We start from the raw sequence: 14,508 nt of genomic DNA on the forward strand, positions 1-14,508 counted from the left end.
ACGATCACATAAAACAAGAATCATAAATTAATAACCAGATATCGGAATATTCGCTCTCACAGGGATGGTTTACAAAATGCGTTATCGGTCTCAGCACCCCTATAGCATCAAGGAAAAGCAGATGAAGAGTGAAGTGTTGTCCGTTAAAGAGAAAATTGGTTATGGCATGGGAGACGCCGCCAGCCACATTATTTTCGATAACGTAATGTTATATATGATGTTCTTTTATACCGATATTTTTGGCATTCCTGCCGGATTTGTCGGAACTATGTTTTTGGTCGCTCGTGCACTGGATGCGATTTCCGATCCTTGCATGGGGTTGTTGGCCGATCGAACGCGCTCTCGCTGGGGTAAATTTCGTCCGTGGGTACTGTTTGGCGCACTGCCATTTGGGATCGTCTGTGTACTGGCCTATAGCACGCCAGATCTCAGTATGAACGGAAAAATGATTTATGCAGCAATTACTTACACCCTACTTACCTTACTTTATACCATCGTTAATATCCCTTACTGCGCATTGGGTGGTGTAATCACCAATGACCCGACTCAGCGTATCTCGCTGCAATCCTGGCGTTTTGTGCTGGCGACCGCGGGAGGCATGCTCTCTACTGTGCTGATGATGCCGCTGGTTAATTTAATTGGTGGTGATAATAAACCACTCGGTTTCCTGGGCGGTATCGCGGTCCTTTCCGTGGTGGCATTCATGATGCTGGCATTTTGTTTCTTTACCACTAAAGAACGCGTTGAAGCACCACCTACAACGACGTCTATGCGGGAAGATTTACGTGATATCTGGCAAAACGATCAGTGGCGGATTGTCGGTTTACTGACCATTTTCAATATTCTGGCGGTGTGCGTACGCGGCGGGGCGATGATGTATTACGTCACATGGATTTTGGGTACGCCGGAAGTGTTTGTCGCTTTTCTTACCACTTATTGCGTGGGTAACCTGATTGGTTCCGCACTGGCGAAACCGCTGACCGACTGGAAATGTAAAGTCACTATCTTCTGGTGGACGAACGCCCTGCTGGCAGTGATTAGCCTCGCGATGTTCTTTGTTCCTATGCAGGCCAGCATCACTATGTTTGTCTTCATCTTCGTGATTGGTGTGTTGCATCAACTGGTGACACCTATCCAGTGGGTAATGATGTCCGATACCGTCGACTACGGCGAGTGGTGCAATGGTAAACGCCTGACCGGGATCAGTTTTGCTGGCACGCTGTTTGTGCTCAAGCTGGGGTTGGCCTTCGGCGGCGCTCTTATCGGCTGGATGCTGGCTTATGGCGGATATGATGCGGCAGAAAAAGCGCAGAACAGCGCCACGATTAGCATCATTATCGCGCTATTCACGATTGTTCCGGCGATCTGTTATTTGCTGAGCGCGATTATCGCTAAACGCTACTACTCACTCACGACGCACAATCTGAAAACCGTTATGGAACAGCTGGCTCAGGGCAAACGCCGTTGCCAGCAACAATTCACCTCTCAAAATGTGCAGAACTAAGGAACGGCAATGAAAATTAGCGACGGAAACTGGTTGATTCAACCTGGCCTCAATTTGATTCACCCGCTTCAGGTGTTCGAGGTTGAACAGCAGGGTAATGAAATGGTGGTCTATGCTGCCCCTCGTGATGTGCGTGAACGTACCTGGCAGCTTGATACGCCTTTATTTACGCTGCGCTTTTTCTCCCCACAGGAAGGTATTGTCGGTGTACGGATTGAGCATTTTCAGGGGGCGCTGAATAACGGTCCTCATTACCCGCTCAATATTTTGCAGGACGTGAAGGTCACAATCGAAAACACAGAACGTTACGCTGAGTTTAAAAGTGGCAACTTAAGTGCGCGTGTCAGCAAAGGTGAGTTCTGGTCACTGGATTTTCTGCGTAACGGCGAACGTATTACCGGTAGTCAGGTGAAAAATAATGGCTACGTGCAGGACACGAATAATCAACGAAATTATATGTTTGAGCGGCTGGATCTTGGCGTTGGCGAAACAGTTTACGGTCTGGGAGAGCGCTTTACTGCGCTGGTGCGCAATGGCCAGACGGTAGAGACCTGGAACCGGGACGGCGGCACAAGTACTGAACAGGCGTATAAAAATATCCCGTTCTATATGACTAACCGTGGCTATGGGGTACTGGTCAATCATCCTCAATGCGTCTCTTTTGAAGTGGGATCGGAGAAAGTCTCCAAAGTGCAGTTCAGCGTTGAGAGTGAATATCTCGAATACTTTGTTATCGACGGCCCGACGCCGAAAGCGGTACTTGATCGTTATACCCGTTTTACTGGTCGTCCGGCGCTGCCGCCCGCGTGGTCCTTCGGCCTGTGGCTAACCACTTCATTTACCACCAACTACGACGAAGCGACGGTAAACAGTTTTATCGATGGTATGGCGGAACGCAATCTGCCACTGCATGTTTTCCACTTTGACTGTTTCTGGATGAAAGCCTTCCAGTGGTGCGATTTTGAGTGGGACCCGCTGACTTTCCCGGACCCGGAAGGGATGATCCGCCGCCTGAAAGCGAAAGGGCTAAAAATCTGCGTCTGGATTAACCCCTATATCGGGCAAAAATCCCCTGTCTTTAAAGAGTTACAAGAGAAAGGCTATTTACTCAAACGCCCGGACGGTTCGTTATGGCAGTGGGATAAATGGCAGCCAGGTCTGGCGATTTATGACTTTACCAATCCGGATGCCTGCAAATGGTACGCCGACAAACTGAAAGGTCTGGTCGCGATGGGCGTTGATTGCTTTAAGACCGACTTTGGCGAACGTATTCCAACCGATGTTCAGTGGTTTGACGGTTCCGATCCGCAGAAAATGCATAACCATTATGCGTACATCTACAACGAACTGGTGTGGAAAGTGCTCAAGGAAACCGTTGGCGAGGAAGAAGCCGTCTTGTTTGCTCGCTCGGCCTCCGTTGGTGCGCAGAAATTCCCGGTACACTGGGGTGGTGACTGTTACGCTAACTACGAATCAATGGCGGAAAGCCTGCGCGGTGGTTTGTCTATTGGCCTTTCAGGTTTTGGTTTCTGGAGCCACGATATCGGCGGCTTTGAGAATACCGCGCCGGCGCACGTTTACAAACGCTGGTGCGCGTTTGGTTTGCTCTCCAGCCATAGCCGTTTACACGGCAGCAAATCTTATCGTGTGCCGTGGGCCTACGATGATGAGTCCTGTGATGTGGTGCGCTTCTTCACGCAACTGAAATGCCGCATGATGCCGTATCTGTATCGTGAAGCTGCTCGTGCGAACGCGCGGGGTACGCCGATGATGCGGGCCATGATGATGGAGTTTCCGGACGATCCGGCTTGTGATTACCTTGACCGTCAATACATGTTAGGCGACAACGTGATGGTTGCGCCTGTGTTCACTGAATCGGGCGATGTGCAGTTCTACTTGCCTGAAGGTCGCTGGACACACCTGTGGCACAACGATGAACTCGATGGTAGTCGCTGGCATAAACAGCAGCACAGCTTCCTGAGTCTGCCCGTTTATGTGCGTGATAACACCCTACTGGCGCTGGGCAACAACGAGCAACGTCCCGATTACGCGTGGCACGAAGGCACGGCATTCCAGCTCTTTAATCTACAAGACGGGCATGAAGCCATCTGTGAAGTGCCCGCTGCTGACGGTTCCGTTCTTTTCACCCTGAAAGCGGCGCGTACTGGCAACACGATTACTGTGACTGGTGCGGGCGAGGCGAAGAACTGGACACTGTGCTTGCGCAATATTGTGAAAGTAAATGGTCTGCAAGGCGGTTCGCAGGCTGAAAGTGAGCAGGGACTGGTGGTGACTCCTCAAGGGAATGCGCTGACAATTACGTTGTAATCTATTGAAGAATGCCGGATACGAATGGTTTTGTGTCGTATCCGGTAAATAATCTCACATCTGGTAATAAATATTTCTTCCATCGTATTTGCGAGCATGATCACGATTATTCATCACGAAAATGTGATCTGTGCCGAAAAATATCTATTAACCGCCCCGTTTTGTTTTATACATGTCCGGACTACGGACAGATTTTAGTATTGTTGTGAAATTATTCTGCTTTATATTTACCCTCAGAGATGGCAACTGAAGCTCTTCCACATGGGGCTTCTTAATCTGTGATAAGGGTAAAAAATGCAAATGATTACCTCGCGACAAAACAGATTATTACGATTCCTTTTACCACGAAGGGAATATACGACTATTGTTACGATTGCCGGCTATTTAAATGTTTCGGAAAAAACCATTCAACGTGATTTACGTTTACTTGAGCAATGGCTGGAACAATGGCGAATAACCGTTGAGAAGCGTGCTGGCGCGGGTGTGATGTTAGACTCGAAGAATATTACTGATTTGCTGCATCTTGATCATTTGTTGGGAGCAGAATGTGAAGAGATTGATGGTGTAATGAATAATGCCAGGCGCGTTAAAATAGCGTCGCAGTTATTAAGTGAAACACCGAATGAAACGTCGATCAGTAAATTGTCAGAGCGCTATTTTATCAGTGGAGCCTCTATTGTTAATGACCTGAGAGTGATTGAGTCCTGGCTTGCGCCGTTGGGGTTATCATTGATCCGCAGCCCAAGTGGTACGCATATTGAAGGTAGTGAAGGGCAAGTCCGACAGGCAATGGCATTACTGATTAACGGCATTATTAACCATAATGAGCCGCAAGGTGTCGTGTATTCACGTCTGGATCCCGGAAGTTATAAAGCATTAGTCCATTATTTTGGAGAAGAAGAGGTGTTATTTGTCCAGTCATTGTTACTGGATATGGAAAATGAATTAAGTTGGTCTTTGGGAGAGCCTTATTACGTTAACATTTTTACTCACATCCTTATTATGATGTATCGCAACACGCACGGGAATGCGTTATCCAGAGAAGAAGATCAAACCAGGCAATATGATGAAAATATCTTTAATGTTGCCAGTCAGATGATTCATAAGATAGAACAACGAATTGCACATACATTGCCCGATGATGAAGTCTGGTTTATTTATCAATATATCATTTCATCAGGTGTGGCGATTGATGGACAAAAAGATGTGAGCATTATTTCACATATGCAGGCCAGCAATGAAGCGCGTCTGATTACCTGGCGTTTAATTACGGTATTCAGTGACATCGTGGACTGCGATTTTAGTGAAGACAGCGCATTATATGATGGCTTGTTGGTTCATATTAAGCCGCTGATTAACCGACTAAATTATCGCATTCATATCCGTAATCCATTGCTGGAAGATATTAAAGCAGAATTAGCGGATGTCTGGCGGTTGACGCAATATGTGGTGAATCAGGTATTTAAAACCTGGGGTGAGAATGCAGTGAGCGAGGATGAAGTAGGTTACCTGACCGTTCATTTTCAGGCTGCGATGGAGCGGCAAATTGCCCGTAAACGTGTATTACTGGTCTGTTCAACCGGAATCGGAACTTCGCATCTACTGAAAAGCCGTATTCTGCGAGCATTTCCTGAATGGACGATTGTTGATGTTATTTCAGCAGCGAATTTATCACAGGTTTTGCCTGACAATATCGAACTGATTATTTCGACCATTAATTTGCCTACAGTCACTATGCCGGTCGCTTATGTTACCGCTTTTTTTAATGATGCCGATATTAAGCGGGTCACTGAAATGGTGATTACGGAAAAATTACATCATGCGACATCTCGGGTCGTTGAAATTTAATGTCAGAATTTTATGAGGTATGACGAATGGACATAACAAAAATCCTGAATACGAATCGCGTTATTTTAGATATGCAAGCGACGAATAAAGCGGAGGCGATTGAAGAATTAACTAATCTTCTCAAAAAAGATGGTGCGATCGATTGTCGGGAAACCTTTATTAAAGATGTCTGGCAGCGCGAAGCGGAAGGCTCGACTGGTTTTGAAAATCATATTGCGATCCCGCATGGTAAATCTTCTGCGGTAATTAATACCACGCTGGCTATCGGGCGTACCCGGCAGGATATTCCCTGGGAAACACTGGATGGCAGTAGCGTACGCTGTATTATTTTATTTGCGGTACGTCTTGAAGATCAAAATACCACTCATATCCGTTTACTTTCCCAGGTCGCGGGCGCGCTTGCAGATGATGACATCATAGCGCAATTGCTGGTTGAGACGAGCCCGCAAAAAATCATTGATCTCTTTAGTCAGTATGCACAATCCGATGTCTACTAAATAACAGGGAGTATATCATGAATATTGTCTGTGTTGCCGCCTGCACGGCGGGTATTGCTCACACCTATATTGCTCGTGAAAAGTTAATTAAAGGGGCAAAAGCACTGGGCCACACCATTAAAGTTGAAACCCAGGGAACCATTGGTACAGAAAACGAATTACAGGCGGCAGAGATCTCTGCTGCTGACGTCGTGATTCTTGCTGTGGATGTGAAAATAAAAGGAGAAGAACGTTTTACCAATAAACGCATTGTGCGAGTAAAGACAGAGATCGTCATTAAATCGCCCGTTCAATTTCTTGAAAAGGTCGAAAAATCACTGGGAAATAAATGATCCTTATACTGGAGGGATCTTAATATGAAAGAAAATAAAATTCCGGTTTCACAGGAAATTAAAAAACATTTATTAACCGGCATCTCGTGGATGATACCCCTTATTGTGGCCGCCGGGATATGTATTGCGTTGGGGCAAGTTCTTGGCGGTACAGATGTTGGTGAAAAAACAGGAACAATCCCGTGGATGCTTAATCAGATTGGCGGCTGGGGAATGGGGCTGATTGTGCCGCTGATTAGCGCGGCAATTGCCTATTCTATTGCCGATCGTCCCGGATTTGCCCCGGGCCTGATTGTCGGCTTTCTCTGTGGGCAAATCCATACCGGATTTATTGGCGGTATGTTGGGTGGTTTCCTGGTGGGCTACACCATTTTGCTACTTAAACGCTATATTCGCCTGCCGCAGTCGATGCAAGGACTCATGCCAATCATGGTGTTACCGGTATTGAGCACCATTATTGGTGGTCTGTTAATGATGACGCTGATTGGTAAACCCATCGCCTGGTTACAAGAAGCACTGATTCATTTGCTCGAGTCGATGCAGGGCGGATCGCGCTTCCTGATGGGGGCCATACTTGGCGCGATGGCAACCTTCGATTTCGGTGGTCCGGTCAACAAAACCATGTCGCTGTTTTCCGATGGCTTGCTGGTCAGTGGCGTCTACGGACCAGAAGCCGTGAAATTTGTCGGCTCAATCATCCCTCCGTTTGGCATCACACTTTCGTTCTTACTGACACGCCATAAATACACCCGTGCGGAGCGCGAGGCGCTGAAAGCCGCGTTTCCGATGGGGATCTGCATGATCACTGAAGGAGTCATTCCGATCGCCGCGCGTGACCTGTTGCGAGTAGTGGGATCTTGTGTGGTGGCATCGGCGGTCGCGGGCGGCTTAATCATGGTGTGGGGCGTGGAGAGTCCGGTTCCACATGGCGGCATGTTTGTTGTGCCTCTGTTCACCCATCCTCTGCTGTTTTGCCTGGCGCTGGGTATAGGCACGGTGATTTGTGGCGTGATGCTTTCACTCTGGAAGAAACCGGTAACGGAACGCGACGAAGAGTTTGACGAACTGAGCGATCAAAAGCTGAAAGATGAAGAGATCACTTTCACCCTCGAATAACCGGAGGCCCTATGTTTGCCGATATGAAAAGTATGGTGATGAAAGCCTGGCATGAACATTACGCCTTGCTGGCGATCAACTGTATGAATCTGGAAAGTGCTCACGCAGCTATCCGCGTGGCGGAGAAGAATCGCGCTCCGATCATTCTCAATCTCTATCAGGGGCATCTGGCGCATTTTCCTGCACCCGTCGCGGCGGCAGTGGTTAAAACGCTCGCGGAATCTGCCTCAGTACCGGTCGCTCTGGCGCTTGATCATGGCAAAAATCCGGACTGTATTCGTCAGGCGTTTCGTGCTGGTTTCAGCGGATTAATGATTGATGCTTCTGCTTTTCCCCTGGAGGAAAACGTGCGCCAGACCAGGGCGGTGGTGGAACTCGCCGCCAGCGCGCAGCTCTGCGTGGAAGGCGAACTGGGCCATCTGGCAGATGCGCCGCGTTACGACCAGGCCGCCAATGCAGACCTGATGACGCAACCCACTGATGTGGAACCGTTTATCGCGCAGACAGGCATTGATCTACTGGCCGTCTCGGTAGGCACGGCGCACGGCATGTACGCGCCTGGTGTTGTACCTGCTATTGATTTTCAGCGTCTGGCGGAGATTTTCCACTGCTCGAGCGTGCCTCTGGCATTACATGGCGGTAGCGGTACGCCGTTCGATCAGCTCCAGCTCTGTACGACGCTGGGGGTAGCAAAAATCAACGTGGGGGCGGCCATTTTTGAACGGGGGAAATCCGCGCTCCTGCATACCCTCTGTCACGATATATCCATTGAACTGGTGGACGCGCTGAAAGCTATGGAACTGGCCTTCGAAGAAGCGATTACACCGTATTTACAGGCGAGCGGCTCTATAGGCAAAGCCTGATTCATTTTCTGTCATGGCCTTTATGCCAGTGCAATAACGCACCGGCAGGGCGGACTACACGCTGAAACTGGAGATTTAACATGTTAGTTTCGATGAAAGAATTACTGCAACCTACCCGCCAGCACGGCTTTGCCATTGGCGCATTTAATGTGGCGGATAACTGTTTCCTTCGCGCAGTCGTGGATGAAGCAGAAGCGACAAATACTCCGACGATTATTGCCATCCATCCCAGCGAACATGATTTTGTGGGCGATGCCTTTTTCGCTCACGTTCGCGAAATTACCCAGCGTAGTCCGGTCCCGTTTGTACTGCACCTCGATCATGGTGCCTCTGTAGAGCATGTTTTGCGTGCGATTCGCTGCGGATTTACCTCAGTAATGATCGACGGTTCGCTGCTGCCGTATGAAGAAAACGTGGCGCTGACCGCAGAAGTGGTTCGCCTCGCTCACGCGGTTGGAGTGTCGGTTGAGGGTGAACTGGGAACCATCGGACAAACAGGAACGTCGGTAGAAGGTGGTGTTTCACAAGTGACCTACACAGATCCGGCGCAGGCCGCCGATTTTATTGCTCGTACAGGTGCCGACACACTGGCTGTGGCGATTGGTACAGCGCATGGCATCTATCCAAAAGGGATGCAGCCGAAGCTGCAAATGGACATTTTGCGCGACATTGCCGGGCGCATTGATATTCCATTGGTGTTGCACGGTGGTTCGGCAAATCCGGACGCGGAGATTGCTGAATCAGTTACGCTCGGCGTTGGCAAAATCAATATCTCCAGCGATATGAAATACGCCTATTTCCAGAAAGTGCGTGAAATTCTCGCCAAAGAGAGCTGGTGGGATCCGAACGTCATCTATCCGGATGCGATTAACGCGGCGCGGGAAGTCATTCGCCACAAAATGAAACTGTTCGGTTCGCTCGGTAAAGCATCACTGTACTAAGCCAGAAGGGCGGGATGACCCGCCTTTTACGCAACAAGGAACGAGATATGCACTATCTGGGGTTGGATATTGGTGGGACCAAAATCGCCGCCGTCGTCATGGATGCGCATGGCTGGGAGATTCGCCGTTACCGCTGCCCGACGCAAAAGTCGACATATCAACAATTTGTCTCATGCGTTGTGGCGCTTATCGAGCAGATTAGGCGGGACGTTCAACGACCGATGCTGACAGGGGTCGCCTTACCCGGCAGTATCTCGCCACTCACTGGCCTGATTAAAAACGCGAATATTCAGGTGATTAACGGTCATGCGTTACAGGCTGATTTGCAGCAATTGCTTGGGCAACCGGTGGTGATAGCCAATGATGGTAACTGTTTCGCGCTATCAGAAGCTTGCGACGGTGCCGGGCAAGATTATGACGTAGTATTTGGTATTACGCTTGGTACAGGCTGCGGCGGTGGCATTGCCATCAAGCAACGACCGTTTATAGGGGCCTGGGGAAATGCTGCCGAATGCGGTCATATCACGTTGCCAGGCTATATGGAGCAGGAAGATGGTCCATCAGTCAGTTGCTATTGCGGCAAACACAACTGCGTGGAGTCGTTTGTTTCCGGCAGCGGTTTTAGTGAACGCTATCAACAGATGACTGGTAACTTGCTCACTCCTGCGGCGATTGTCACCCTGGCACAACGTGGTGATGCTTGTGCCATGCAGCAGGTGGCACGTTTTCGCCAACAGCTTGCCCGCACGCTGGCAACCATCGTTAACGTTGTTGACCCTGGCGTGATTGTCATCGGCGGCGGGCTTTCGAATGTGGAACTGCTTATCACCGATCTGAACGCAGAAGTCGCTCCACTGGTTTTCACCGATCAATTCACCACTCCCATTGTAAAAGCACAGCACGGCGACAGTAGCGGAATGCGTGGCGCTGCCTGGCTTGCTATGCGCAACGGAGAAGCCAATGAAACGTTCACAAATTAATTATGTTATTGATAAAGCACATGCCATTGCGCAGACCTTCCGCGTTTGTTTGCCAGAGTTCGCCTATTTTACGGTGGATGACTGGCTGCAGCGGGAACGGGATAACTGGCAAGAAGTGGTCGACTTACAGCTCGGTTGGGATATCACCGATTTTGGTCGTGGTGATTTCAACCAAACGGGACTAACACTGCTAACGATGCGCAACGGCGCGCTGGGGGCGGCGGCATATCCAAAACCGTATGCTGAGAAAATGTTGCAGATCCAACAAGATCAGCAGACTCCCTGGCATTTTCACACCCACAAAATGGAAGATATCCTCAATCGGGGCGGTGGAGACTTATGCATGCAGTTGGCCTGGGCCAACGAAGCCAATCTCTGTGATGATCAGCGGGTTATTACCGTGAGTGTTGATGGTCAGCGGCGTGCCGTGAAACCTGGTGAAACGCTGGTGCTAAAGCCGGGGCAGGGCATTTGCCTGCCGCCGCGTCTGTATCATCGCTTCTGGGCGGAAAAAGCGTTTGTTCTCGGCTGGGAAATTTCGATGGTAAATGATGACCAACATGATAACCATTTTCTTGAGCCGGGAGGACGTTTTCCGGCGATAGAAGAAGATGAACCGGTGAAATGGTTATTGTGTAGTGAGTATGCTGTTTTGCGGTAATAGCGGGGACGCTAACGTTGATATCCGTTAGCGCCCGCGTATTTACTGCACCGGCTCCGTCGATGTAACTTCGCCACTGGAAACGACGCCTGCATTCATGGTTTGAGTCACTTGCTGCTTTGTGGCGTTCACGGCATGCAATTGCCCGCTAACCGTAGGTTTCAGCGGGATATTGGCCTGAATATCGCCGCTGGCGGTAAGCTGAATATTGCCGTCGCCAGTCAACGGTAATTCAGGCCATCCCCACTGTTGCAAAATATTCACCGGCACACCGCGTCCATTCAGGCTGATATGGGTCTGACGTTGTGGCGTTTGTGAAACACTGGCGGTGGCTTCCAGAATGCCTTTTTCAGTAAATGCACTCAGTTCGCTGATATTCACCGTGCTGCTGTTGGCGGTCAGCGCCAGCGATGGGCGACGAACATCAACACGATTAAATGTCGCGGCGGCGGCATTCAGATTCGCCGAACCACTCCAGACGCCCCATTTATGATCGGTAACCAGCGTCAGGTTGGCACCGTAACCATCGAGCGCGGTGAGCTGCCACGGGAAGTCAGGGTCGATATCAATGATCAGATTGCGGCTGGCGCTAAATCTCTTCAGTTGCAGGCTGTTTAACCAACCGGGTGTTGTTTCCATCCACAACTGTTGCCAGTTTTTTGGCAAGGTATATTCCAGTCCGGCAATTGCCGCATCATCGAGGATCAGCGTTTTCCCGTCGCGTTGCCAGTTTCCTGACGTTCTGACCATACCCCCTTCCCAGCGGCTGGTGAACTGGCGCAGCGCTACGCCCTGCGGGGAAAATTCCGCGTTTATAATCGGGTCAAATAAATGCAGCGAACCATAAATGAACTCGCTGGCGTTCATCGACAGTTTGCCTTCCTGTGTCTGCCAGTCATCTTTACTGAAGGTCATGTTGCGCAAGCTGAGATCGAGGTCGGTCACCGCCCAGTCCGGACCTTGCAAACGAGCATCGATCACTTCCAGGCGACCAATCTGCAACGACGGGACAGAGCGTAATGGCGCAAAGAAGTCGGTTAGCGATTTTTCGCTTTGTAGACGGATATCCGCCATGCGCAGATTTTCCACTTGCCAGCTGCCGTCGGCGTTACGCTGCGCGTTTCCGGTTAATGTCCCGCGGGCGATGTCGGCACCCAGGTTAGTCAGCGTAACGCGATCGTTATCAATACTGCCTTCAATCAGTACATTGGTGGCAGGAACATCATTGAGCGAAAGCGATCCGGCACTAAACTGAATCTGCGCCTTCGTACCCAGCACTTTACCGGCTTCTGGTGACCACGGAACCACGCCGCCATTTACCCGCTGCGCGCTCAGTTTCCATTCGCTATTCGGGCTATTAAACGCCATATCACGCAGTTGCAGACGATCGGCTTTGAACGGTAGCGGCGCGGTCTGGTCGGTGAGATTCAGCGTCCCGTTTTCCAGCAGGATGGTATCGACATGGCGTGGTTCGGTCAGTTGCCGACTGCTTAGCGCAATGTCGACACTTTTTGCCACCAGGGTCGCGGGCTGGCCATCACGGCCGAACGTGACGTTCTCCAGCACGATATGAGATGGCGCGGAAAAACGGTGATCCATCGCCCCGAAGGCCAGATGATAGTCGCTATTCTCGGAAACCCATGCGCTGATATGTTCTGCTCCCCAGCGGGTTTGCAGAAGAAAATAGAGGCCAGCGATCACCACTAACAGAGCGATGAAAATGTAGAGAAGCAGCTTCCCAATAAATTTCATGGTCTTCCATCCCGTGAAATGCACATAAGGGAGTTATGCACGATTTACGCGCAATCCTCAAGGCGGGAATGGTGAAAGAGGTGAGACTGCGGCGGTAATTATCTTACCGCCGCCAGTGAATTACTGTTTTTCTGGTGGGAAAATCAGATTCAGCACGATGGCAGTAATACCGCCCGCGGCGATCCCGGAGGAGAGCAGGTTTTTCAGCCACTCAGGGGCAAACTGCAAAATCAGCGGCTGCTGAGAGACGCCCAGACCAACCGCCAGCGACAGCGCGATAATCAGAATCGCCCGACGGTTCAGCGGCTCACGAGACACAATGCGCACACCGGAGGCGGCGATGGTGCCAAACATTACAAGTGTTGCGCCGCCCAGAACCGGTTCTGGAATATGTTGTACAAAACCGCTCACTGCCGGGAACAGACCCAGCACGATCAACATCAGCGCGACGACAAAACCGACATAGCGGCTGGCAACCCCGGTCAACTGGATCACTCCGTTGTTCTGCCCGAAGCAGGAGTTCGGGAAGGTGTTAAACACCGCCGAAACAAACGAGTTCAGGCCGTTTGCCAGCACGCCGCCTTTCAGGCGTTTCATGTACAGTGGACCGGACACTGGCTGTTCGGAAACGTCAGAGGTCGCCGTGATATCGCCAATGGTTTCCAGTGAAGTGATCATAAAGACCAGCATCAGCGGCAGCAGCAGACTCCATTCAATGCCAAGACCGTAATAGAGCGGCGTTGGCACCATAATCAGTTCTTGCGTCATCGGTTCGTTGCTTTCTGGCAACATGCCCATAAACCACGCCAGCGCATATCCGGCCGCCATCGCAATCACCAGTGAGGCCACGCGTAAGTAAGGGTTACGTTGACGGTTAAGCAGGATAATTAAGGCTAAGACCACGCCTGCCAGCAGCAGATTTTTCGGTGCGCCGAAGGTGTTATCGCTCATGGCTGCGTAACCGCCGCCAATGGAAGTCAGCCCAACCTGAATTAGCGACAGGCCGATAATCATCACCACAACGCCAGAAACCAGCGGCGTAATAATGCGGCGCGCCAGATGCAGAACGCGGGAGATCACCATCTCGGTGCAACTTGCCAGCATCAACGTGCCGAACAAAGCCGCCATCATGGTAGGAACATCAGCACCACCGGTCTTCAGCGCTGTGCCGCCCATAATCAGCGGGGCAACAAAGTTGAAGCTGGTGCCCTGAATAGACAACAACCCGGAGCCAACCGGACCCCAGGCCTTAATTTGAATAATCGATGCCACACCGGAGGCAAACAGCGACATACTAATAATGTGTTGCGTGTCTTGTGCCGGTAAACCCAGCGCCTGGCAGATTAATAGCGCTGGCGTGATCACCGCAACGAACATCGCCAGCAGATGCTGACAGGCGGCAAACAGAGTTTGAGGAAGCGGCGGACGATCTTCAAGACGGTAAATCAGTTCGCTGTTTTGAGTCTGCGCAACCGGTTGCGCATTTTCTGACTCGAGGGTGGAAACAGACATCGAAAACAATCCCGTGGTAGCAAAGCGGGCATTTTAGCTGACCGAAAGAGAAAAGCAAACGTTTGCCACATCCTCATCTAAATATTTAAATGAGATAAATGCACTTTTTTATATAACTTTTGGTATTTTTCTGCTTAAAATCCATGCCATTTGTTCATTAACAGCTGAGAATTT

Annotated in this window: 12 protein-coding genes; 10 read left to right on the forward strand and 2 right to left on the reverse strand. The window is 50.2% G+C overall.

The window, feature by feature from the left end:
- Positions 1-121: 121 nt before the first annotated feature.
- The 10 genes from ACJHYD_RS12870 to ACJHYD_RS12915 all read left to right on the forward strand — a co-directional run bounded on the left by ACJHYD_RS12870 (position 122) and on the right by ACJHYD_RS12915 (position 11,070).
- Entirely contained in the window at positions 122-1,504 is a 1,383-nt protein-coding gene (locus ACJHYD_RS12870; RefSeq protein WP_001551865.1) for a glycoside-pentoside-hexuronide family transporter, read from the forward strand.
- 9 nt (positions 1,505-1,513) lie between these two features.
- A complete protein-coding gene (gene yicI, locus ACJHYD_RS12875) occupies positions 1,514-3,832 on the forward strand; it encodes an alpha-xylosidase (protein ID WP_001551861.1) in 2,319 nt (772 codons plus the stop codon).
- Between the two features lie 294 nt (positions 3,833-4,126).
- The gene (locus ACJHYD_RS12880; protein WP_001177975.1) at positions 4,127-5,680 is read left to right on the forward strand and encodes a BglG family transcription antiterminator; all 1,554 of its coding nucleotides are present in this window, start codon (positions 4,127-4,129) and stop codon (positions 5,678-5,680) included.
- 26 nt (positions 5,681-5,706) lie between these two features.
- Positions 5,707-6,177: a PTS sugar transporter subunit IIA gene (locus ACJHYD_RS12885; RefSeq protein WP_001521621.1), complete on the forward strand. Its 471-nt coding sequence runs from the start codon at positions 5,707-5,709 to the stop codon at positions 6,175-6,177.
- Positions 6,178-6,194: 17 nt separating this feature from the next.
- A complete protein-coding gene (locus tag ACJHYD_RS12890) occupies positions 6,195-6,509 on the forward strand; it encodes a PTS fructose transporter subunit IIB (RefSeq protein ID WP_001028074.1) in 315 nt (104 codons plus the stop codon).
- A gap of 24 nt (positions 6,510-6,533) precedes the next feature.
- A complete protein-coding gene (locus tag ACJHYD_RS12895) occupies positions 6,534-7,625 on the forward strand; it encodes a PTS fructose transporter subunit IIC (RefSeq protein ID WP_000662199.1) in 1,092 nt (363 codons plus the stop codon).
- Positions 7,626-7,636: 11 nt separating this feature from the next.
- The gene (locus ACJHYD_RS12900) at positions 7,637-8,488 is read left to right on the forward strand and encodes a class II fructose-bisphosphate aldolase (RefSeq protein WP_000457123.1); all 852 of its coding nucleotides are present in this window, start codon (positions 7,637-7,639) and stop codon (positions 8,486-8,488) included.
- Between the two features lie 80 nt (positions 8,489-8,568).
- A complete protein-coding gene (locus tag ACJHYD_RS12905; protein ID WP_001551859.1) occupies positions 8,569-9,429 on the forward strand; it encodes a ketose-bisphosphate aldolase in 861 nt (286 codons plus the stop codon).
- Between the two features lie 47 nt (positions 9,430-9,476).
- Complete coding sequence (locus ACJHYD_RS12910) at positions 9,477-10,409, forward strand: ROK family protein (protein WP_001551858.1); 933 nt, start codon at positions 9,477-9,479, stop codon at positions 10,407-10,409.
- Positions 10,390-11,070 (forward strand): D-lyxose/D-mannose family sugar isomerase, encoded by a 681-nt coding sequence (locus tag ACJHYD_RS12915; protein ID WP_001551856.1) that lies wholly within the window; start codon positions 10,390-10,392, stop codon positions 11,068-11,070. Before ACJHYD_RS12910 ends, ACJHYD_RS12915 begins: the two co-directional genes overlap by 20 nt.
- Positions 11,071-11,112: 42 nt before the next feature.
- Here ACJHYD_RS12915 and ACJHYD_RS12920 read toward each other — a convergent pair whose 3' ends face one another.
- Positions 11,113-12,822: an AsmA family protein gene (locus tag ACJHYD_RS12920; protein WP_001551854.1), complete on the reverse strand. Its 1,710-nt coding sequence runs from the start codon at positions 12,820-12,822 to the stop codon at positions 11,113-11,115.
- A gap of 120 nt (positions 12,823-12,942) precedes the next feature.
- Positions 12,943-14,334, reverse strand: a complete 1,392-nt coding sequence (xanP, locus tag ACJHYD_RS12925; RefSeq protein WP_001295238.1) for a xanthine/proton symporter XanP — start codon at positions 14,332-14,334, stop codon at positions 12,943-12,945.
- Positions 14,335-14,508 lie beyond the last annotated feature (174 nt).

Origin of the sequence: Escherichia sp. WS1368 (genome assembly GCF_046487485.1) — a bacterium.
GTDB classification, from domain to species: Bacteria; Pseudomonadota; Gammaproteobacteria; order Enterobacterales; family Enterobacteriaceae; genus Escherichia; species Escherichia coli.